The organism is Pseudomonas eutrophicaquae, assembly GCF_023544715.1.
GTDB lineage: Bacteria > Pseudomonadota > Gammaproteobacteria > Pseudomonadales > Pseudomonadaceae > Geopseudomonas.
Genome location: NZ_JAMJEZ010000018.1, coordinates 1 through 21968, shown reverse-complemented (window position 1 = coordinate 21968; position 21968 = coordinate 1). Strand labels below are relative to the sequence as shown.

Here is a 21968-nt window from a genome sequence, read left to right as displayed (position 1 = left end):
CCAGGCCGACCACGGCGCACCCCACGGGAACCCGGTGCCATTCCCGCAGCCTAACAGGCGAACTCCCGACGCGTTGATCCCGATGAAACCTCTCCTTCCCCGCACTGCACTCGCCCTGGCGCTGGCCCTGACCACCAGCCTGCTGTCTTCTGCCGCCACCGCTGCCCGCGATCTGCCGTGGGAGAGCCTGAATCCCGAACGCAGCCAGGTGATCGCCAGCCTGAATGTCATCGAACTGCTCAAGCGCCATCACTACAGCAAGCCACCGCTGGATGACGCGCGCTCCGCCGCGATTCTCGACAACTACCTGAAGATGCTCGACCCCGCGCGCAGCTACTTCACGGCTCAGGACATCGCCGAGTTTGAAGCCTGGCGCTACCGCTTTGATGACTTCCTGCAGGAGGGCAATCTCGAGCCTGGTTTTGCCCTGTACAAGCGCCAGCTCGAGCGCCAGCAGGAGCGCCTGAGCTTTGCGCTGGAGCTTCTGGAGCAGCGCTTTGCCGAGCTGAATTTCAATAGCGAAGACACCCTGGAGACCGACCGGGAAAAGGCGCCCTGGGCTGCCGATCGCGCCGCGCTCGATACCCTGTGGCGCCAGCGGGTCAAGGATGAGGTGCTGCGCCTGAAAATTGCTGGCAAGGAGCCTGAGGCGATCCGTGAATTGCTGGTCAAGCGCTACCGCAACCAGCTCAAGCGTCTTGCCCAGACCCGCAGTGAAGACATCTTCCAGGCCTACCTGAATGCCTTCACCCAGACCTACGACCCGCATACCACCTACCTCTCGCCGGATAATGCGGAAAACTTCGACATCAACATGAGCCTGTCGCTGGAAGGCATCGGCGCGATCCTGCAAAACGACAATGAGTACGTGAAGATTGTCCGCCTGATCCCGGCTGGTCCCGCCGAGAAGAGCAAGCTGCTGGCGCCGGCTGATCGCATCGTCGGGGTGGCCCAAGGCGAGCAGGAGATGGTGGATGTGATCGGCTGGCGCCTTGACGAGGTGGTCAAGCTGATCCGCGGTCCCAAGGGCACCACGGTACGCCTTGAGGTGATTCCCGCCAGCAACGCGCCTAATGACCTGACCAGCAAGGTGGTCGATATCACCCGTGAGGCGGTGAAGCTCGAGGAGCAGGCCGCCAAGAAGTCGGTCATCGAGATCACCCATGAAGGGGCGAACTATCGCCTGGGCGTGATCGAGATTCCGGCCTTTTATCTGGACTTCAAGGCCTATCGCAAGGGCGATCCGGACTACAAAAGCACCACCCGCGATGTGCGTCGCCTGCTCGGTGAGCTGCGCCAGGAGAAGGTCGATGGCGTGATCATCGACCTGCGCAACAACGGAGGTGGATCGCTGCAGGAGGCCAATGAGCTGACGGGCCTTTTCATTGATCGCGGCCCGACGGTGCTGGTGCGCAACAGCGATGGTCGTGTCGATGTGCTGGCCGATGATGCCCAGGGTGTCGTCTATGCTGGCCCCATGGCGGTGTTGGTCAACCGCCTATCGGCCTCCGCCTCAGAGATTTTTGCCGGCGCCATGCAGGACTATCATCGTGCGCTGATCATCGGCGGTCAGACCTTCGGCAAGGGGACAGTGCAGAGCGTGCAACCGCTCAATCATGGTGAACTCAAGCTGACCATGGCCAAGTTCTACCGGGTGTCCGGGCAGAGCACCCAGCATCAGGGCGTGCTGCCGGATATCAGCTATCCGACCCGCTTTGACCTCAAGCAGATCGGTGAAAGCGCGCTGCCTGCGGCAATGCCCTGGGATAGCATCCGTCCGGCCATTCGCACCCGCGGCAACCCCTTCACGCCGTTCCTGGCTGAACTCAAGGCCCGCCATGAGGCCCGCACTGCCAACGATCCGGACTTTGTCTTCGTCCGCGACAGCCTGCAGCTGACGCAAAGCCTGCAGCAGGAAACCCGCGTCAGCCTCAATGAGCAACAGCGTCGCCAGCAGCAGCAGCGCATCGAAGCCCGTCAGCTGGCGCTGGAAAATGCCCGCCGCGCCGCCAAGGGCGAGCCGCTGCTCACGGCCCTCAAGCAGGAAGAAGACAACACGGCAGAGGAGCCGAAAGAGATCAGCGCCGACAAGGACACCTTCCTGACTGAAAGCGGGCGCATCCTGCTCGACTACCTGAACCTGCGCGCTGCGCTGGCTCGCCAGTAATCGACATGCCGGGCATGAGCCTTACCGAGGCTCATGCCCGGCAGTACCCGCCTCGCCTACCCCGCCTGCCGCGCGTACTCCGCTGCCAGATCGGTATCGGCCGCCAGCCCCGGCGCACCCTCACGAAACAGCCTGGCCAACTGATAGGCCGCCAAGGGATGTCCGGCCTTCAGGGCCTGCTCCAGCCGCCGGCAGGCTTCTGGCCCATCCGGCGCCTGCTGAAGATTGCCCTGCAACGCCTGCATGCCCAGCTGGTAAGCCGCGCCGGCTTGCCCGGCATCAGCGGCCAGGCGCAGCAGACGCACACCCTCCTCCCGCGCTGCCAGCCCCTGACCACGAAACAGCAGGATATGCCCATAGAACGCCTGGGCCTGGGCATCACCGGCTGCCGCCTGACGGGCAAAACGTCCCTCCATCCAGCGCCATAGGCGCGGCTGACGCAAGCACCAACTCACACGAAACAGCTGCTGGGCCAGCCGATAACCCAATTCGGTACGGCAGCGGGCGTAGACACGCAGCAGGTTCATGGCGCCTCCTCAAAGCGATGATCATAGACGCGCTGGCGCTCACGGGCATGCCAGTCGGCCGCCTCGCACCCTTCCAGCGGGCCAGCATAGCAGCCGAGCTGCACGGCACAGGCAAAGAACCCGGGACGCGGCAAGGCAGGATTCGCCTGACTGACCACCAGCGCACTGCGCAGCGGCTGGCCACAACGAGCATCATGCGCCGCCAGCTGCTCAAGCGCCGCGGTCAGGGTCGCCATCGCAGGGGCAGGCAGCTGCAGGTGCTCGATAAGCGCTCGATAGGTGATCACCTGGCGCTGCTCGCGCAGCGCATCCAGTGCTTTCAGCAGCCCCTGCCATTGCGGGGGTGTCATGCGGCGTTGCATGCACTGTTTCTCCTCTTTTTCATCCGCCCACCACCCGATGCCTACCCAGGCTTTTCACCCACCTGCGCCACCACACCGGCACCCCGAGCGGGACGATTTGCGGCCCCATCGACCTGCAAACCACGGCCGACAAGGGCTGGCGGGCGTTATCCACGAAAGCTGTGGATAAACCTGTAGACAATATCTGGAAGACCCTCGCCAAGCCACGGATCACGTGGCCTGCAGACAGATCGGGCATTTTTTGAACAACTGAAAAACTCTTTACAAATCAGAAATTTAGAGAGTCCGACCGGCGTGAATCCAGCGCGCTTGACAGCCCGGTGACAAGCTGAAGGCCACCCTGCATACATCGCCATCCCTCCGTCATCCTCCTGCACAAAAATGCAATCTTGGCAGCAGAACGCACAACGTAAAACGCCCCGAACCAGTCGGGGCGCTTTGAGCGTTGGGGCAGTCGATCAGTCTTCGTGATAGCGACGCAGGCGCAAGGCCTTGCCGGCTACACGGGTCTCCTTGAGACGACCTAGCAGACGCTCGAGCCCCTCTTCGGGCAGCTCGATCAGGCTGAAGGTCTCACGCACCTGGATGCGACCGATCGCTTCACGGGCCAGCTGGCCCTCATTGATGATCGCCCCCAGCAGGTTCTTGGCCGCTACGCCATCGCGCTTGCCCAGCGCGGTACGGCAGCGTACACGACCCTCGGTCAGCGGCTCGAGCGGGCGACGGGTGCGCGGCTCGCCGGAGCGCTCGGTACGTTCACCACGCTCCGGGCGCTCACTGCGCTCACGGGCTGCCGCCGGCGTCAGCGGCTGCTCACGGCGCACGCCCTCCAGATCCAGTGCCTGCCCCTGGGTCTGACGCGCCAGCAGGGCCGCGGCCAGCAGCTCAGGCGTGCAGTCCAGACGCTGGCACAGCTCGCGGCAGACGCTGCCACGGGCCTCATCGGCACCTTCCAGCAGCGGACGCAGGCTGTTGGCCAGACGCTGCAGACGCGCCTCCAGCACGGTTTCGGCGTCTGGCAGACGGATCTCGCCGACCTTCTGCCCGGTCACCCGCTCGATGACCTGCAGCATGCGCCGCTCGCGCGGCGTGACCAGCAGCAGGGCGCGGCCGGTACGCCCGGCACGTCCGGTACGCCCGATACGGTGTACGTAGGACTCCGGATCGTAGGGCATGTCGATGTTCAGTACATGAGTGATGCGCGGTACGTCCAGACCACGGGCCGCCACATCGGTGGCCACCACGATGTCCAGCGAACCGTCTTTCAGCGCCTCGATGACCCGCTCGCGCTGCGCCTGAGGCATATCGCCGTTCAGGGCGCTGGCCCGGTAGCCGTGCCGCTCGAGCAGTTCCGCCATGTCAAGGGTCGCCTGCTTGGTGCGCACGAAGGCGATCAGGGCGTCGAACTGCTCGACCTCCAGCAGACGCAATACCGAGACCGGCTTCTGGTCCGCATGCACCATCAGGTGAGCCTGCTCGATACGCTCGACCGTCTGGGTCTTGGCAGCGATCTTGACGTGCTTGGGCGACTTCAGGTTGCGCTCGGCAATCGCGCGGATCGAGGCCGGCAGCGTGGCCGAGAACAGGACGGTCTGACGGGACTCGGGCAGCGCCTCGAAGATGAACTCGATGTCTTCCATGAAGCCGAGCTTGAGCATCTCGTCCGCTTCGTCCAGCACCAGATGAGCCACGCTGCCCAGCAGCTTTTCATCACGGCGCAGGTGATCGCACAGGCGACCTGGCGTGGCGACAATGATCTGCGCGCCCTGGCGCAGGGCCTTGAGCTGCGGCCCCATCGGCGCGCCGCCGTAGACCGCCACCACCTTTACGCCGCCCATCTCGCAGGAGTAGCGCTCGAAGGCCGCAGCCACCTGCAGGGCCAGTTCGCGGGTCGGGGTCAGGATCAGGATCTGCGGCTCACGGCGCGCCGGATCCAGGCGCGACAACAGCGGCAACGCGAAGGCGGCGGTCTTGCCGGTACCGGTCTGGGCCTGACCGATCATGTCGTGACCGGCCAGAATCACCGGAATCGACTGGGATTGAATGGGCGACGGCTCTTCGTAGCCCACCGCCGCGATAGCGGTCAGGACAGCCGGGTGCAGTTCGAGCGCGGCGAAGCCGCCCGCGAGGGTCTGGGTCATGGGTATTTGCCTCATGTACATCCGCAAAGACCCATGGCCAGCGCTGCGCCAGCCAAAAGCACGATCCGGGAGGATCACCCTGGCAGCCTGGTCGTCGGGGATTTGCGAAATCGCGTGAAAGGGGATGGTTCGTCCGTGCCTGCCTGACGCTCAAGCACACGGATCGGGGTGAGCAACGCGGCGGGGACGGGAAGGGGTCATTGGATGACCGGCGCGCATTCTACCGCAAAAACCGTGCCCAGTCGCGTGTTTTTCCGTAGCAGGCTCGAAACAGAGCGCTGTTCTGCGTCTAGCGGGCGGTCTGCCAGCGCGCCAGAAGCGCTTCCAGGGGGTAGCCCAGACGCGCTTGCAACGCCTTGGCGCGCTGCTCCACAGCCGACCGGCAAGCCACCGGCTCATCTGCAGCCGGCACATAGAGCACCACGTTCCCCTCGGCCAGCGGGCATTGCAGGTATTCATGGCCGAACAGCCCCCGCAACAGGGGCGCGCCCAGAGGCTGACCGGCGGCGGTACTCCACTGGTTGATCACCAGCCAGCCGCCAGGACGCAGCTTCGCGCGGCACTGGCGCAAAAAATCACAGGCCAGGTGCAAGGCGGCCGGCCCCTGATCGGTGTAGAGATCCAGAAAGATCACATCAGCCGGTGCGCACTGCTCAAGATGCTGTGCGGCGTCACCGATGTGGACGCTCAGGCGCGGATCCTGGGTCAAACCCATAAAGCGGCGCGCGAGATCCACCACCCCGGCCCGCAGCTCGACCGCCTGCGCGGCGCGCAGCGGCAGATACTGCAGGCAGGCATTGGTCAGACTGCCGCCGCCCAGCCCCAGAAACAGCGCCCGCTCGCAGCGCTCGGGCAGCAGCGCCCCCAGCAGCATGGCGCGCGTGTAGTCGTACTCCAGCCAGCACGGATCAGCCACAAAGCAGCAGCTCTGCTCGACCTCATCACCAAACTCGAGGAACCGGTAATCGCCTGCCTCGACCACGCGCATGACCCCGTAGGCATCCTGCTCTTCGGCCAGTAGTCGGTATTCGCTCACCTTCGCCCCCCGCCCCGCCGGGCGCCGCTAAAAATGCAAAAGCCCGGCGCAGGCCGGGCTCTCGTGCACACACGCCAGGATCAGACCTTGGCGCGGGACTTGTACTCGCCGGTGCGGGTATCGATCTCGATGTGGTCGCCGATATCGCAGAACTCAGCCACTTTCAGTTCATAGCCGTTGTTCAGCTTGGCGGTCTTCATGACCTTGCCAGAGGTGTCGCCACGTACAGCCGGCTCGGTGTAGGAGATCTGGCGGACGATGGTGGTCGGCAGCTCGATGGAAATCACGCGCTCGTTGTAGAACACCGCTTCGCAGACGTCCTGCATGCCGTCTTCGATGAAGTTCAGGGTGTCGCCCAGATCGTCTTTCTCGACTTCGTACTGGTTGTAGTCGCTGTCAACGAACACATACAGCGGGTCGGCGAAGTAGGAGTAGGTCACTTCCTTGCGCTCGAGAATCACCGGCTCGAACTTGTCGTCGGCCTTGTAGACAGTCTCGGTCGCCTGGCCGTTGAGCAGGTTCTTCAGCTTCATCTTGACCACAGCAGCGTTGCGGCCGGACTTGTTGAACTCGGCCTTCTGGATGACCCACGGCTCGCCGTTGATCATGGCAACTTGACCGGCGCGGAACTCTTGAGCGGTTTTCATGCGTACTTCCGTTGAAAGTGAGGAAACAGAGAGGGGCGCTATTCTAGCCAACCTGCATGAAACTGCACCAGACCTGTCGCCAGATCCGTCTGAGCGGCCAGCTGTGTACACCAGGTGCTGGCGTGCGCCTGCCACGATGGCAGATGCCGCTCAAGCTGCTGCCAGGCCTGCGCCAGCTCATCGGGAGTGGCGGCCGCATTCCAGGCATGCCACAGGGTGCGCAGCGGTGCCGCGATTGCCTCCGCTGCCCCGGCCAGATAATGCGCCAGGAAAGCCTCGAGCTTGAGCAGGTGCGCGCCTTCGTCCTGAGCATAGATGTGCCAGAGAAAGGGCCGCCCAGCCCACTGGGCACGCACAAAGGAGTCCTCACCACGCACCGCGTTGAGATCGCAGCTCCAGAGCAGGCGGTCGTAATCCTCCTGACTGACAAAGGGCAGCCGCTGCACACGCAGCGCACCACGATGCACAGACTGCCCGCCGATCAGCGTCTGCCGGCACCAGCGCTCGACATCGCCCAGCACACGCCCTTCGGGTACCAGCAATAGCGTCGGCATGCCTGCGGCCAGCAGATCCAGCCAGACACCCAGCTGCGGCTGCTCATAGGCAAACAGCGAGATCAGCCGCTCCCCCTGCCACTCCACCCCCAGCGTCGCCAGAAATGCTTGCCGGTGCGCGTCTTCACCCTGCCAGACGCTACGCTGCGCCAACAGCTCACCCTCGCGCAGCAGGCCCCCGGTAGCCGGGGTAAAGCCTGGGAACCAGAAGTACTTGCGCAGCCCATCGGCCTGTAAAGAGGGCAAGGCATGGCAGCCCTCGACCCAGGACTCGGCACTGAGGTACTCAAGATTGAGCCACAGAGGTGGACGCCCTCGCTGCGCCATGGCCTGACGGTAGGCCAGCGGCAACTCACAGGCAAAGGCCTCGATAACCACATCGGCGGGCTCGACGGCCTCCCAAGGCAGCACCCAGTGGCAGACCTCCACCCCACTCTGCCACTGGCGAGCGGCCCCCGGCACGGCGTGCGGACACAGCCGGGCAAAGGCCTGAGGATCATCCACCCAAAGACGCACCTGCTGACCATGCTCGCCAGCCAGCTGCCGGGCCAGGCGCCAGGTCACGCCGATATCACCGTAGTTATCGACCACACAGCAAAAGATATCCCACTGCGCCATGCCAGCACTCCTCGCCCAAGGGAGGCGCAGTCTAGCACCCGGCTCAGGCGGCACTGTGTACTGCAGGTACCTGAAAAAACTGAAAAAAGGCTTTGCATTCACCCTGCAGGGCGCCTATATTACGCGCCGTCGCAAGGCACTGACCTAGCGGTCAAAATATGGTGAGGTGTCCGAGCGGTTGAAGGAGCACGCCTGGAAAGTGTGTATACGAGAAATCGTATCGAGGGTTCGAATCCCTCTCTCACCGCCATATTGTAAGCTGAAAGCCCCGGATTCCGGGGCTTTCGCGTTTCTGGAGTTAGCCAGGGTACACCTGGGTGTATACCTTGGCACAGCCACCCTCGCCGATTGGCCGGGCAAGAAAAAGCCCCGCACAGGGCGGGGCTGGAACACGACCTACCGCAGCCGTCAGGCCACTAGCGCCCGGCATCCAGGCGCTCAGCGATCCAGGCACGGCCAAACCCGGTACGGGCCGTCACCGTCGACAGACGATAGATACTAATGGACGGTCACCGGCTGACCGCGACCGTTCAGGACTCCTGGCAGCTGCGTTGGTGGATGTTGTCACAGGCTGGCTCGATTGCAGTGCGTGAGCCGCTGGCCTTGCGGGAGGCGCTGATGCGACAGCTAGAGGCTGGGCTGGCGGTTTACCAGTGATCCTTGTTGCCCACGAAGCGGGCGGATTCGAGGTGAAACAGCGTGCCGCCCGTGAGGGCCGCAACCCGCAGACCGGTGCGCTGGTGCGCCGGTGCACATCGCCGCTGCCAAGGTGCCGGGTTTCAAGCCGGGCAAAGCCCTGAAGGACGCCGTGAACTGACTCCAGGAAGGAACACCCATGCCGATCGTGCATCCACGTTAACTAAAGTATCCGCTGGCCGCCGGGCAACCCGCGGCCAGCGCTGTGCTTCTTCCAACACCGTTCCTGCCCGCGCTTCCCTGCATCGCCCCGCCAGCCATCCTTGCCGTACCATCCCGCGCCTGCCCACAGGCGCCGCGCTCATCCTGCTTAAGGCATCCTTAAGCCGGCCAGCGTCGTTCTTCAGGCTAAATTCAGCCGCCCCGTCTACCGTGACTCCATCGCATCCGCAGGAGCCCGCCCCATGCACAAGACACTCGCCACCCTGGCCCTGGCCGGCGTCAGCGCCGCACCGCTGCTGGCTCAGGCCCAGCCGCAACCGCTGACCCTCGACGTCACCCTCAAGGAATACCGCGGCGAGGGCGCCTACCTGGCCATCTACCTGACCGATGCCGACGGCCAGTACCAAAAGACACTGTGGGTCGCCGGCAAGAAGGCCAAGTACTACCGCCACCTGCGCGACTGGAGCCGTGGCGGCGGTGCACAGCGCGCCGAGTACGACGGCCTCACCGGCGCCAGCGTCGGCAGCGGTAAGAACCTGACCGTAGAGGTCGAACTGGAGCCAGCCCTGCTCGATGCCGGCTACCAGATCCGCATCGATAGCGCGGTCGAAGACAAGCGCGACAACCGCGCCGAGGTGATCCTGCCGCTGACCCGCGAGCCGGGCGCAGCCGCAGGCAGCGGCTACGTCGATCGCGCCAGCTACCGTTTCTGACCCCGCGAGGCCCGCCATGAACCGTCGCCTGCACCTGCTGCTCAGCCTGGCGCTGAGCGCCCTGCTGCTGGTTTCCGCCGCCACCGGCCTGTTGCTTGCGGGCGCCAGCCTGAGCGAGCAGTTCGGCCAGCTGCACGCCCCCGGCGACAGCGTGGCGGTAGTCACTGAGCGCATCAGCCAGCACCTGCCGAACGTCGAGCGGCTGGAGCGCAGCGCCAACGGCACCCTGCTCGCCACCCTCGGCGGCGATGTCGAGGAGCCGCTCCACGTGGTCGACCCGGCGACCGGCGCGGACCTCGGCCCCTACGCCCCCTCAGCCAGCCTCGAATGGCTGCGCGACCTGCACCGCGAACTGCTGCTCGGCTCCACCGGCCGCTGGCTGAGTGGCCTTTCGGCACTGGCCCTGGCGCTGCTGTCGCTCAGCGGCGCCGTCCTGCTGGCCCGCCGGCTGGGTGGCTGGCGGCGCCTGCTGACACCGATCCGCGCCGGCCAGGGGAGCCTGCACTGGCACAGCGTGGTCGCCCGCTGGGCGCTGCCGGGTCTGGCCGTGCTGGCCCTCAGTGGCCTGTACCTGTCGGCCACCAGCCTCGGTCTGCTCGGCGATGGCTCCGACGACCAGCCGGCCTGGCCGGAAGACGTCCAGGCTGCCACGCACCTGCCGATCGGCAGCCTCGCCGCGCTGCGCCAGATCGATCTGGCCGAGCTGCGCGAGCTGAAATTCCCCAGCGCCGCCGACGACATCCACTATTTCAGCCTGCGCACCGACAGCGGCAGCGGCTTCGTCAACGCCGTCAGCGGCCAGTGGATCAGCTTCCAGCGCAACGGCGCGGCGCAGAACCTCTACGAGACCGCCTACGCCCTGCACACCGGTGAGGGCATGCCGCTGTGGTCCATGGCGCTGGTCGGCCTGGTGCTGTCCACGCTGTTCCTCGGCGGCAGCGGCCTGCTCGGCTGGTGGCAGCGGCGCCGCCGCGCTGCAGCGCCGGATCAGGGCGTGGCGGCTGAACAAGCCCGGGCGGTGATCTTGGTCGGCAGCCAAGGCGGCTCGACCTGGGCCTACGCCCGCCAGCTGCAGACACAGCTGCAAGGCGCCGGCTGGCCGGTGCACCTGGCCGCGATGAACGCCGTGCAGGACGACTACCCGCAGGCACGCTGCCTGCTGCTGCTTGCCGCCACCTACGGCGACGGCCAGGCGCCAGATAATGCCAGCCAGTTCCTCGAGCGTCTGGCCGCGGTGCGCTGGGCCGGGCGCGGCCTGCCGGTGGCCGTGCTGGGCTTCGGCGATCGCCAGTTCCCGCGCTTCTGCGCCTATGCCGAAGCGCTCGAGCAGGCTCTGCAGCAATGCGGCTGCCCGCTGCTACTGCTGCTGCAGCGCATCGACCGCCAGGCCAGCGGCGAGCTGAACGCTTGGGCCGGCCAGCTCGGCGAACGCTTCGGCGTCCCGCTGCGCCTGCAGTCGGCGCGGCTGCCGAGCAGCGCCGTGCGCCTGACCCTGCAACAACGCCAGCTCTACAGCGAGCGCGGTGGCCAGCCGGCGGCGGTGCTGCGCTTCGCCGTGGCGCCCGGCAGCAGCGACTTCGCCCCCGGCGACCTGCTGGCCATCCGTCCGCCGGTCGATACCGCGCAGGAAGACAGCGCGCCGCGCCTGTACTCCATCGCCAGCGCCACCGACGATGGCTTCGTGGAGATCTGCGTGCGCCTGCATCCACAGGGGCTCTGCTCCAGCTACCTGCATGCGCTGCAGCCGGGTGCCACGCTCGAGGCGAGCATCCAGGCGCATGCGGACTTCCGCCCGCAAACCGGCGCGCAGCCGGTGCTGCTGATCGGTGCCGGTGTGGGCGTGGCACCGCTGATCGGCTTCGTGCGCAAGAATGAGTCCCGCCGGCCCATCCAGCTGTACTGGGGCGGTCGCCACGCCAGCGATCCGCTGTATGCCGAGGAGCTCGCGCAGTGCCTGGCGGACGGCCGCCTGCAGCACCTGCAGCGGGCCTACTCCCAGGGGCCGACGCCGGCCTACGTGCAAGACCGCCTGCGCGAGGATGGCGCCAGCGTGCGCGCGCTGCTGCAACAGGGCGCCCAGGTGCTGGTGTGCGGCTCGCGGGAGATGGCCGCCGGCGTGCGCGCCGTGCTGGAAAGCCTGCTGGCGGAAATGGGTAGCAACCTCGATCAACTCAAGGCACAGGGGCGCTTCCGTGAAGACGTTTACTGAGTGCGAACCGCTGCAGCGCTACAGCCTCAGCGGGCCGACCATGGGTAGCCGCTTCAGCGCGGTGTTCTACGCCACCGCCGGGCTCGACACCCGGCCGATCCAGGCCGAGCTGCAGGCGGCGGTGGACCGGGTCGATGGACAGATGTCGACCTGGAATCCGGATTCCACCCTGATGCGCCTGAACCGCGCGCCGCTCGGCGAATGGTTCGCCCTGCCGGACCCGCTGTACCAGGTGCTGCTCGCCGCCCTGCACGTCGGCCGCCTGTCGCACGGCGCCTTCGACATCGCCCTCGGCGCCCAGGTCAGCGCTTGGGGCTTCGGCCCGGCGCCGGTGGGGGCTTGCGAAGCGCCGCGCTGCACGGCCGCTGCTGCGCTGACCCTCGACCCCGAGCGCCGCGCGCTGCGCAAGCAGGCCGCGGTCAGCCTCGACTTCAACGCCATCGCCAAGGGCTTCGGCGTCGACGAACTGGGCCGCTGCCTGGAACGCCACGGCATCCAGCGCTATCTGGTAGGCATCGACGGCGAGCTGCGCGCCCGCGGCGAGAAGCCCGACGGTGCCTGGCGGGTCGCCATGGAGAGGCCCGAGTACGGCCGCCGCGAGCCGTTTGCCGCGCTGGAGCTGGCCGACACTGCCATCGCCACCTCCGGTGACTACCGCCACTGGCGCGAGCGCGATGGCCAGCGCTACTCGCATACCCTCGACCCGCACAGCGGCGCACCGCTGCACAACGGCATCGCCTCGGTCACCGTACTCGCCGCAAGCTGCCTGTACGCCGACGCCTGGGCCACTGCGCTGATGGTGCTGGGTGTCGAACAAGGTACCCGCCTGGCCCGCGAGCAGGGCCTGGGCGCGGTGTTCCTGCTGCGCGACGGGGAGCAGATTCGCGAGGTCACGGTGGGGATCTGATCTAGCGTCTCTGCCTGTGCAGATGGGCGCCGCTCACGATCCCGCGTGCGGGTAATCCCCCCATGGAGGGGAATCGGCAGCGCGCCACATATGCAAGAAGCTGATCATCTGACTGCGGCAGGGAAAAACCACCCACCGTCCGCGCTCTAGTGGTATGGATCGCTGTGTTCAAATCCCGTACATGGTCCGTACTCAGATGCGCTCGCCAGAGATCGAGCACCTTTTGCTGCCGTCCGCTCTAGCCGAGGAACTGGCTGAGCACCGCTCGCAGTTTGCCCGGTTTAACTGGCTTGTTGAGCAGGGGAATACCGCGCTCGTGCAAGCGCCGACGGTACTGCTCACTGCGCTCAGCGGAGATGATCACTGCGGGCAGCGTGCTGTCGTGCTCCGCGCGCAAAGCATGGATTAGATCACAACCGTTGGCTCCAGCATCGAGGTGATAGTCGACCAGTAACAACTCGGCTTGCCACCCCTGCAACCGCCCGCGCGCCTCATCCAAACTGCCAGCCACGCGCACCTCGCAGCCCCACTGGGCAAGCAACGCCTGCATGCTCGCCTGGATGTCCGGCTCGTTATCAACCACCAGCACGCGGCGTCCTGGCAGCGGATCGCCGGGACGCTCGACGGGGGCAGCGGCAGGTTGCGCCACACTATATTCCGCCAGCGGCACTTCGATGCTGAACACCGATCCGCGCCCCGGCTGTGAGTGCACGCGGATCGGATAGTCGAGCATTCTCGCAATGCGCTCGACAATGGCCAGCCCTAGGCCGACACCCTTGCGCTCGCCGCGGCGGCTGCCATCGAGCTGGTTAAATTCAAGGAAAATCTCCTCCAGCTTGTCAGCTGGAATACCGCGCCCAGTGTCCCATACCTCAACCAGTAGGCGCGTGCCACGGCGCCGGCAGCCGAGCAGCACGCGGCCCTCGCCGGTGTAGCGGCAGGCATTACTGAGGAAGTTACGCAGGATGCGGGTGAGCAGGCGAAAGTCGGTGTTCACCGCGAGGCGCGGGATACGCACGCACAGCTGGAGGCCCGCAGCTTCCGCCACTGGCTGGAACTCCGAGGCCAACGGTGCCAGCAGCTCATCGAGACGATATACCGCAAGGTCCGGACGGATCGCCTGACTGTCCAGACGTGCAATGTCGAGCAGGTCGGCGAGCAGGTCTTCAGCGCCCTCCAAGGCTTGGTGGGTGCGCTCCACCAAGTTTGCCTCGCTGGCCGGCAGAGCGCGCTCGCGCAGAGTTGCGATTAGCAGGCGCGCAGCGTTGAGTGGCTGCAGCAAGTCGTGGCTGGCAGCAGCCAGGTACTTGTCCTTACTCTGATTAGCCGCCTCGGCAGCATCGCGTGCCTCACGTAGCTCGCACTGAATGCGCTCGCGCTCACGAATCTCATGCTGTAGGTGGCGATTGGCCTCGAGCAGGTCAGCAGTACGTGCAGCAACGCGCTGCTCCAGCTCGATGTTGAGCTGCTGCTGGCGCAGCTGAGCCTGCTTGCGCTCTGTGATGTCAGCGACGAAGCCTTCGACCACCCCCTCAGCATCGGGCTTGAGCAGCAGGTTCATCACCACGTCGATGTAGCTGCCATCCCGGCGGCGCAACCTCGTTTCATAGCCGAACAGCCCCTTACTCTCGCGCAGCACCACGCTAATCTGTGCTAGTTCAGCAGCGCCGCCGGCGAATAGGTGCTCAGCAGGATCATGCTGCGGCCATAACACTTCCTGCGGATCGTCGTAGCCGAGCATGTGCGCCAGCGCTGGATTGGCTGCGCGGATGCCGTCCTGCAGGCCAGCCTGAAAAATGCCATGTACCGCATGTTCGAACAGCCACTTGTAGCGGTTACGCTCGCGCTCCAGTTCATCGAGACGCGCAGCCAGTTCGGGGTAATAGCTCTTGCGCGCCGAATGACTCCCCAACCCAAGCAGATCAGCCACATTGGGCCGCATCTTGTCTTCAGAGGGCTTCGCCATACACCACCTCAACATCGCGCTGAGTTGACTGCCGCGGGTTGGTCAGGATGCATGGATCGCGCATGGCATGTCGGGACAGGAAGGGGATGTCAGCACTGCCGACGCCATGACGGCGCAGGCTGTCTTCGAAACCGACCGCTTGCTTGAAGGCGATCAAGTGCTCGACCAGCCGCGCGCGCACCTGCGGCGGAGTCAGACCACGGCAGTCGATGCCCAAGGCCTCGGCGACCCGACGAAAGCGCTCGGGCGCAGCATCGAAGTTAAACGCCACTACATGCTCGACCAGCACCGCGTTACACAGACCGTGAGGCAGGTCGAGGAAACCACCGAGGCTGTGGCTCATCGCGTGCACCGCGCCGAGAATCGCGTTGGAGAACGCCAAGCCGGCCTGCATGCTGCCGAGCATGATCTGCTCACGCAGGGTAATGTCCTGCGGATTGGCGATCATCGCCACCAGATTGCCGCCAATCAGCCGGATCGCCTCCAGTGCGTGAGGATCTGTGAGCGGCCCGCTACCGGTGGAAACGAAGGCCTCGATGGCATGTACCAGTGCATCGATGCCGGTACAGGCGGAGAGGAACGGATCCATGCTCAGCGTAGTTTCCGGGTCGATCAGCGACACATCCGGCACAACCGCCTTGCTGACTATGGAGAACTTCATCCGCTCGGTCTGGTTGGAGATGATCACGAACTGTGAGACGTCCGCCGAGGTGCCGGCGGTGGTGGGAATCAGGATCAGCGGCGGGCTAGGCATGCGGATGGTATCGACGCCCTCAAATTCGAGGATGCTACGCCCGTGGACGGCGACGATGCCAATGGCCTTGGCGCAGTCCATCGGACTGCCGCCTCCCACCGCAACGATCACATCGCAGGCGCTGGCACGGTACAGCTCGGCGCCGGCCATCACCTCCTCGACTCGCGGGTTGGGCGACACCGCGGTGAACAGCACGTGAGGGATGCCTTGCAGGTCGAGGCTGGCCAGCACGTCACCTGTCCAGCCGGCCTCCACCACGCCCGGATCGGACACCACCAGCACCCGGCGCGCACCGAAAGTCGCGGCATAGTTGCCGACCGAATGGCGGGAACCAGCACCGAAGATGATTTCCGGACTGACGAACTTGCGGAGCGGGGTGATGGCCTGCGACATGGGAAACCTGGCGAACGTCGTTTTTATTATGAAATGTGTACGGGGCCACAGCCTACTGGATTGCTCGACCATTGCAATCGGTCGGCGTTCAGGCACCGCCCCAGCCCGCCAGCAGGCGACAGTAGAATCGCCATTCGCGCTGCAGGGCGTCGGTCAGATTGGTCGCTTGCCGGAAACCATGGCGCTCCTCCGGGTACAGGCGGTACTCGACCGCAACGCCGTTGTCCTGCAGTGCGGCGACCATCGCCTCGGTCTGCTGCGGCATCACCACGGCGTCCAGCCCGCCCTGGAAGAAGATCAGCGGCGCGCCGATGCGCCCGGCGTGCGCGAGCGGCGTGCGGGACCGGTAGCGTTCGGCATCGCGCACGGGGTCGCCGATCAGCCAGTCCAGGTAGTCACCTTCGAACTTATGGGTGGCGCGGCGCAGGCTCAGCGGGTCGCTGACCCCGTACAGGCTGGCGCCGCCGCGAAAAACGTCGTGGAAGGCCAGCGCACACAGCGCGGTGTAGCCGCCGGCGCTGGCGCCGCGGATGAAGACGCGCGCCGGGTCGATCAGCCCCTGCGCGCCGAGGTGTCGCACCAGCGCCACGGCGTCCGCCACCTCGATGTCGCCCCAGGCCCCCTGCAGACGCAGCCGGCAGGCGCGACCAAAGCCGCTGGAGCCACGGTAGTTGAGATCAGCGACGGCAAAGCCGCGCTGGGTCCAGAACTGGATGCGCGGATCGAATACCGAATAGCAGGCCGAGGTCGGCCCGCCGTGGAGGAATAGCACCAGCGGTGGCCGCTCGCCGGCCGGCACGGCGTAGGCGGCGTTGCGTGGCGGGTAGAAGAAGGCCTGAGCGCTCTCGCCGTCCCCCGTGGCGAAGCGGATCGACTGCGGACGCGACAGTTCGGCCTCGGCCAGCGGCCGCTCGCCGCCGGCGAGGATCTCGACCGCCCCCGAGTCGCGGGCGATGGCCAGCAGCGCCGGCAGCCGCTCCGGCGCTGCGGCGATGCAGTAGAAGTACCGCGCGTCGGCGGCGAGCTGGCGGAAGCGCGAGAACTCCGGTGCCAGACGCCGCTCGCGGCCGGCCGCGTCGCGCTCGATCAGCAGGCACCAGCCCTCCTCCAGGCGCGCCAGCAGCCAGCCGCCGCCAGGCAGCGGCAGGTGGCTGACGGTGCCCAATTGCCAGGGGGCCGGGGCATGGTCAGCCGATGCTATGGGACGAGGGGCACTCCAAGCAGCGATGCCTGTGGTGAACAGGGTTGTATCGTTTTCCCCCGAAGAAACCGGGCGCCATTGCCCATCCTGTTCCGCCCACGGTTGCCACCAGCCGTCGCGATCGCTCAGACAGGTCAGCCGGCCATCGTCAGTGAAGATCGGTTGCTGCAGCGACTCCTCGCCCGCGCCGCCGGCCAGCACCTCGCACAGGCCGAGCGAGCCATCGACCGCCACCTGCGCCCGGCACAGCCGGGTCGCGGTCCACGGCAGTTCGGGGCGATCCCACTCGATCCACGCCAGACTGCACCCATCGGCGGACAGCCTGGGCGCGGCGTAGAAGTCGGCGCCCTCGGCCAGCACCCGCCGAGCCCCATCCTCCAGCGCCAGGGCCACCAGCCGGTGCACCACCGCCCCGCCCTCGCGGCGCTCCTCAACCGCCAGCACCGCCCGCCAGGCAGGGGCGAAATGCAAGCCGCCATAGCGGCCGTCGGGATCGGCGCTCAGCGCGCGCAGGGTGCCCGGCGCGTCGCTCTCGGTCAGCGGCAGGTGGTAGAGCTGCTGGTCGGCCTCGCCGACCAGCGCCACGCCGACGTCGGTCACGCAGAAGGCGCCGCCGCCGTACTCGTAGACGCGACTGCGCACCGAGAAGCCCGCCGGGGTCAGCCGCCGCGCCCGGCCGGCGCGCCACCGCCACAGGCTGCAGGCCGCTTCGTTGGGGTCGAACTGCAGCCACAGCAGGCCACCGAGGCCGGCGCGCAGCTCGGCGAAGTCGCGGCTGGCCGCGGCGGCCCGCGCTGCCGTCCAGGCGCTCGGCCAGTCGCCGCAGGGCAACGGCTCGGCAGCCTCGGCCGGTCGCCGGGGCCCAGGTTCGCAAGCCGGAGCGGAGGGATTCGAATGCCCACAGGACGCCGGAACGGCGGCGCTCCCTCGCGGGGGCATGGGAACAATCAGCCCCTTGGCACGACTCATCTGCCCGCCCTCAGCCCTTGCAGATGATCTGCGAAGCGCGGACGTTGCGCTGGGTCAGTTGCTCCAGACTCCACGGCGCCTCCTCGGCCTCGCGACGGGCGTCGAGGATCAGGCCGTGATGCGCCGATTTGCTGCACACCGGGTCGGCGTTGTCGGCGTCGCCGGTGAGCAGAAACGCCTGGCAGCGGCAGCCGCCGAAGTCGCGCTCCTTCTCGTCGCAGGAGCGGCACGGCTCGGGCATCCAGTCGTCGCCGCGGTAGCGGTTGAAGCCGAAGGAGTCGTACCAGATGTGCTTCAGGCTGTGCTCGGTGACCTTGGGGAACTGTACCGGCAGGCTTCTGGCGCTGTGGCAGGGCAGCGCGGTGCCGTCCGGGGTGATGTCGAGGAACAGGCTGCCCCAACCGTTCATGCACGCCTTGGGACGCTCCTCGTAGTAGTCGGGGGTGACGAAGATCAGCTTGCACGGGTGGCCTTCGGCGGCCAGCCGGTCGCGCCACTCGTTGGTAATGCGCTCGGCGCGCTCCAGCTGCGCTTTCGTCGGCAACAGCCCGGCGCGGTTCAGCTCGGCCCAGCCGTAGAACTGGCAGGTGGCCAATTCGACGAAGTCGGCCTCCAGCTCCAGGCACAGGCGGATGATCTGCTCGATATTGTCGATGTTGTGCCGGTGGGTGACGAAGTTGAGCACCATCGGGTAGCCGTGCTGCTTCACCGCACGGGCCATCTCCAGCTTGTGGGCGAAGGCCTTCTTTGATCCGGCCAGCAGGTTGTTCACCTCCTCGTCGGCAGCCTGGAAGCTGATCTGGATATGGTCGAGGCCGGCCTCGGCGAACTCGGCGATGCGCGCCTCGGTCAGGCCGATGCCCGAGGTGATCAGGTTGGTGTAGTAGCCCAGCTCGCGCGCCGCACGAATCAGCTCGGCGAGATCCTGGCGCACCAGCGGCTCGCCGCCGGAAAAGCCCAGCTGGGCGGCACCCAGCTCGCGGGCCTGGCGGAACACCTCGATCCACTGTGCGGTGGTCAGTTCCTCCTGGTGCCGGGCGAAGTCCAGCGGATTGGAGCAGTACGGGCACTGCAGCGGGCAGCGGTAGGTCAGCTCGGCCAGCAGCCACAGCGGCGGGCCGGGCACGTGCTCCGGCTTAGCGAAACTCGATCCAGAAACGCTCACGCGCCACCTCCAGGAAAGCCAGGATGTCCTCGGCGATGCCCTCGGCATCAGGGAAGCGCGCCTGCAGGTCGGCGGCGATGGCGGCGACGCTGCGCACCCCGTCGACCTCGACGAGGATCGCCCCGGCGCTGCCGTTGAGCTTGATCATGCCCTCGGGATAGAGCAGCACATGGCAGTCCTGCACCGGCTCCCACTGGAAGCGGAAGCCGCGGCGCAGCACCGGAATCTTGAGCTGAATGTCATCGCTCATTGATCATTCTCCGTAGGGCGGGAAACGCACGCCGCGCTTGCCCACCACTGTCCATCACGGTGGAAAAGACCTGCGGTCGTTTTCCACCCTACGCAAGCCGGCCCACCGGCACTTACAGGGCGATACCCCGGTGCCAGACCCGCTCGGCGGTGACCGTGTGGTACGGCGGGCGCTCCAGCTCGTAGGCCATGCTCATGGCGTCGAGCATGCTCCACAGCACGTCGAGCTTGAACTGCAGGATCTCCAGCATGCGCTGCTGGGCCTGCCTGGTGGTGTAGTGCGCCAGGGTGATGCGCAGGCCGTGCTCGACGTCGCGGCGCGCCTCCTTGAGGCGCTTGCGGAAGTAGTCGTAGCCGGTCGGGTCGATCCACGGGTAGTGCGCCGGCCAGGCGTCCAGGCGCGACTGGTGGATGTGCGGGGCGAACAGCTCGGTCAGCGAGCTGCTCGCCGCTTCCTGCCAGGACGCGCGGCGGGCGAAGTTGACGTAGGCATCCACCGCGAAGCGCACGCCAGGCAGCACCAGCTCCTGGGACAGCAGCTGCGCGCGATCCAGACCGACCGCCTCGCCCAGACGCAGCCAGGCTTCGATGCCGCCCGGATCCCCTGGTGCGCCGTCGTGGTCGACGATGCGCTGGATCCACTCCCGGCGGGTGTCGCGGTCCGGGCAGTTGGCCATGATCGCCGCGTCCTTCACCGGGATGCACACCTGGTAGTAGAAGCGGTTGGCCACCCAGCCCTGGATCTGCTCGCGCGTGGCGCGGCCTTCGTACATGGCGACGTGGAACGGGTGGTGGATATGGTAGTAGGCGCCCTTGGCGCGCAGCGCCTGCTCGAATTCGGCGGGGCTCATGGCAGTCTGGGTCATCACGGCTCCTCGGGTGGCCGCGACAGCGCGGCTCGTTGTTGTTCTGCTGGCGCTGGCAAGTTGAAACCCACCCTACGATCCGCCTTACAGCACGATGCTCATGCCATCCCAGGCGACCTCGATGCCGCGGGCGTCCAGCTCGGCACGCTCGGGCGAGTCCTCGTCGAGTATCGGGTTGGTGTTGTTGATGTGGATGAGTACCTTGCGCGGTTCGGGCAGGCGTTCGAGCACTTCGAGCATGCCGCCCGCGCCGCTCTGCGGCAGGTGGCCCATCTCGCTGCCCAGCTTGCTGCCGCAGCCGGCGTGGATCATCTCGTCGTCGCGCCACAGGGTGCCGTCGACCAGCAGGCAGTCGGCACGATCCATCCATTCCAGCAGCGCGTCGCTCACCTGGCCGAGGCCCGGAGCGTAAAACAGCGTGCCACCGGTGACGGTGTCCTCGATCAGCAGGCCGAGGTTGTCGCCCGGATGCGGATCGTTGCGGTGCGGCGAGTACGGCGGGGCTGCACTGCGCAGCGGGATCGGCGTAAAACGTAGCGCCGGGCAGGCGGCAACAGTGAAGCCACGGTCCAGCTCGATGCGCCGCCAGTTCAGGCCGCCGTGCCAGTGGCTGAGCATATTGAACAGCGGGAAGCCGCTGGTCAGATCCTGGTGGACCATCTCGCTGCACCACACCTCGTGCGGGCAGCCCTCACGCAGAGTGAGCAGGCCGGTGGTGTGGTCGATCTGGCTGTCCAGCAGGATCAGCGCGCGGATCGCGGTGTCGCGTACCGCACGGGCCGGCTGCAGAGCCGGGAAGGACTCGATCTGCGCGCGGATGTCGGGCGATGCGTTGCAAATGATCCAGTTGACCCCGTCGTCAGACAAGGCGATGGACGACTGGGTACGCGCGCTGGCACGCAAAGTACCGGCACGCAGACCTTGGCAGTTGCGGCAGTTGCAATTCCACTGGGGGAAACCGCCACCAGCGGCGGAACCAAGAATACGGATATGCATGGGGGCGTCCCCGAACGGGAAGCCCCGGCTAGGCCGGGGCTGCGTGGATCAACGGTTAGCGAAGTACATGGTCACTTCAAAGCCAATACGCAGATCGGTGAAGGCGGGCTTGGTCCACATGGCGCAGTCCTCTTGTTGTTAAAACCGGTGAATTCCGGCAAGACAGTTATGCGCCCGAACGCCGATCAGCCAAATGGTACTTTGGAAGGAGTTTTGGCTGTCCTTGGTAGCCCTGCCAGACACAAGCCCAGCATGGCCAAGCCCAGCCATGCAGTTCACGCCCAGCGGTATCGCCAGCCAGCGGACGAAAAAAACGCGGCCGAAGCCGCGTTAAAGGTTGCCGTGAACTGTGGAGAGTCCGCGACACACAGCGCCCTGAGGGGAAAGGGCATTGCAGAGCGAGGTGCACCACAGAGGGTGCACCCACCAGAGATACCGCTCAGAAGAAGCCCAGCGGATTGATGTCGTAGCTGATCAAGAGATTCTTGGTCTGCTGGTAGTGGTCGAGCATCATCTTGTGGGTCTCACGGCCGACGCCAGACTTCTTGTAGCCACCGAACGCCGCGTGCGCCGGGTACAGGTGGTAGCAGTTGGTCCACACGCGGCCAGCCTTGATGCCGCGCCCCATGCGGTAGGCGCGATTGATGTCGCGGGTCCACACGCCGGCGCC

19 protein-coding genes, 1 tRNA gene and 2 pseudogenes are annotated in these 21968 nt (G+C 66.2%); 7 read left to right on the top strand and 15 right to left on the bottom strand.

Going from position 1 to position 21968, the window contains the following annotated elements:
- The first annotated feature begins 82 nt into the window (after nt 1-82).
- Nucleotides 83-2167 (top strand): carboxy terminal-processing peptidase, encoded by a 2085-nt coding sequence (locus MXC11_RS09155; RefSeq protein ID WP_250009121.1) that lies wholly within the window; start codon nt 83-85, stop codon nt 2165-2167.
- Nucleotides 2168-2223: 56 nt separating this feature from the next.
- Here the strand turns inward: MXC11_RS09155 and MXC11_RS09150 are convergent, their stop codons facing one another.
- The 6 genes and pseudogenes from MXC11_RS09150 to earP form a co-directional block, all read right to left on the bottom strand.
- A complete protein-coding gene (locus MXC11_RS09150) occupies nt 2224-2694 on the bottom strand; it encodes a sel1 repeat family protein (protein WP_250009114.1) in 471 nt (156 codons plus the stop codon).
- Complete coding sequence (locus MXC11_RS09145; RefSeq protein WP_250009107.1) at nt 2691-3056, bottom strand: hypothetical protein; 366 nt, start codon at nt 3054-3056, stop codon at nt 2691-2693. Before MXC11_RS09145 ends, MXC11_RS09150 begins: the two co-directional genes overlap by 4 nt.
- Before the next feature lie 458 nt (nt 3057-3514).
- A pseudogene (locus MXC11_RS09140) lies at nt 3515-5232 on the bottom strand (DEAD/DEAH box helicase).
- Between the two features lie 254 nt (nt 5233-5486).
- On the bottom strand, nt 5487-6233 hold the full coding sequence (locus MXC11_RS09135; RefSeq protein WP_250009101.1) for a spermidine synthase: 747 nt from the start codon (nt 6231-6233) through the stop codon (nt 5487-5489).
- 80 nt (nt 6234-6313) lie between these two features.
- A complete protein-coding gene (gene efp / locus MXC11_RS09130; RefSeq protein WP_250009094.1) occupies nt 6314-6880 on the bottom strand; it encodes an elongation factor P in 567 nt (188 codons plus the stop codon).
- Nucleotides 6881-6918: 38 nt separating this feature from the next.
- The gene (gene earP, locus MXC11_RS09125; protein WP_250009087.1) at nt 6919-8052 is read right to left on the bottom strand and encodes an elongation factor P maturation arginine rhamnosyltransferase EarP; all 1134 of its coding nucleotides are present in this window, start codon (nt 8050-8052) and stop codon (nt 6919-6921) included.
- A 160-nt stretch (nt 8053-8212) separates the two neighbouring features.
- On the opposite strand from earP, the gene MXC11_RS09120 reads away from it, so the two are divergent.
- From MXC11_RS09120 to MXC11_RS09100, 6 genes and pseudogenes are all read left to right on the top strand, one after another.
- A tRNA-Ser gene (locus MXC11_RS09120) sits at nt 8213-8302 on the top strand.
- Nucleotides 8303-8553: 251 nt separating this feature from the next.
- Nucleotides 8554-8709: a WCX domain-containing protein gene (locus tag MXC11_RS12265; RefSeq protein WP_462938116.1), complete on the top strand. Its 156-nt coding sequence runs from the start codon at nt 8554-8556 to the stop codon at nt 8707-8709.
- Nucleotides 8697-8869 (top strand): annotated as a pseudogene (locus MXC11_RS09115) (HU family DNA-binding protein); the annotation flags it as partial. The gene MXC11_RS12265 and the pseudogene MXC11_RS09115, both read left to right, overlap by 13 nt.
- A gap of 283 nt (nt 8870-9152) precedes the next feature.
- Nucleotides 9153-9623, top strand: coding sequence for a DUF2271 domain-containing protein (locus MXC11_RS09110; protein ID WP_250009080.1), 471 nt, complete (start codon nt 9153-9155; stop codon nt 9621-9623).
- Between the two features lie 16 nt (nt 9624-9639).
- Complete coding sequence (locus MXC11_RS09105; RefSeq protein ID WP_250009074.1) at nt 9640-11832, top strand: PepSY domain-containing protein; 2193 nt, start codon at nt 9640-9642, stop codon at nt 11830-11832.
- On the top strand, nt 11816-12739 hold the full coding sequence (locus tag MXC11_RS09100; RefSeq protein ID WP_250009067.1) for an FAD:protein FMN transferase: 924 nt from the start codon (nt 11816-11818) through the stop codon (nt 12737-12739). Before MXC11_RS09105 ends, MXC11_RS09100 begins: the two co-directional genes overlap by 17 nt.
- A gap of 238 nt (nt 12740-12977) precedes the next feature.
- On the opposite strand, the gene MXC11_RS09090 is transcribed toward MXC11_RS09100, so the two are convergent.
- The 9 genes from MXC11_RS09090 to MXC11_RS09050 all read right to left on the bottom strand — a co-directional run.
- Nucleotides 12978-14705 (bottom strand): PAS domain-containing hybrid sensor histidine kinase/response regulator, encoded by a 1728-nt coding sequence (locus tag MXC11_RS09090; RefSeq protein ID WP_250009060.1) that lies wholly within the window; start codon nt 14703-14705, stop codon nt 12978-12980.
- The gene (gene ercA, locus MXC11_RS09085; RefSeq protein ID WP_250009054.1) at nt 14689-15852 is read right to left on the bottom strand and encodes an alcohol dehydrogenase-like regulatory protein ErcA; all 1164 of its coding nucleotides are present in this window, start codon (nt 15850-15852) and stop codon (nt 14689-14691) included. The genes MXC11_RS09090 and ercA overlap by 17 nt, the downstream gene beginning before the upstream one ends.
- A gap of 88 nt (nt 15853-15940) precedes the next feature.
- Nucleotides 15941-17884 carry an alpha/beta hydrolase family protein gene (locus MXC11_RS09080; protein ID WP_250009047.1) on the bottom strand — a complete coding sequence of 648 codons (1944 nt, stop codon included), beginning with the start codon at nt 17882-17884 and terminating at the stop codon, nt 15941-15943.
- Between the two features lie 148 nt (nt 17885-18032).
- The gene (gene pqqE, locus MXC11_RS09075; protein ID WP_462938115.1) at nt 18033-19235 is read right to left on the bottom strand and encodes a pyrroloquinoline quinone biosynthesis protein PqqE; all 1203 of its coding nucleotides are present in this window, start codon (nt 19233-19235) and stop codon (nt 18033-18035) included.
- Nucleotides 19159-19437, bottom strand: a complete 279-nt coding sequence (gene pqqD / locus MXC11_RS09070; protein WP_250009030.1) for a pyrroloquinoline quinone biosynthesis peptide chaperone PqqD — start codon at nt 19435-19437, stop codon at nt 19159-19161. The genes pqqE and pqqD overlap by 77 nt, the downstream gene beginning before the upstream one ends.
- Before the next feature lie 112 nt (nt 19438-19549).
- Nucleotides 19550-20302: a pyrroloquinoline-quinone synthase PqqC gene (pqqC, locus tag MXC11_RS09065; protein WP_250009023.1), complete on the bottom strand. Its 753-nt coding sequence runs from the start codon at nt 20300-20302 to the stop codon at nt 19550-19552.
- 84 nt (nt 20303-20386) lie between these two features.
- Complete coding sequence (gene pqqB / locus MXC11_RS09060) at nt 20387-21298, bottom strand: pyrroloquinoline quinone biosynthesis protein PqqB (RefSeq protein ID WP_250009017.1); 912 nt, start codon at nt 21296-21298, stop codon at nt 20387-20389.
- Nucleotides 21299-21346: 48 nt separating this feature from the next.
- Nucleotides 21347-21418, bottom strand: a complete 72-nt coding sequence (pqqA, locus tag MXC11_RS09055; RefSeq protein WP_003253598.1) for a pyrroloquinoline quinone precursor peptide PqqA — start codon at nt 21416-21418, stop codon at nt 21347-21349.
- A 319-nt stretch (nt 21419-21737) separates the two neighbouring features.
- Nucleotides 21738-21968, bottom strand: a 231-nt coding sequence (locus tag MXC11_RS09050) for an aldehyde dehydrogenase family protein (RefSeq protein ID WP_250009010.1), incomplete at its 5' end; no start/stop codon positions are given.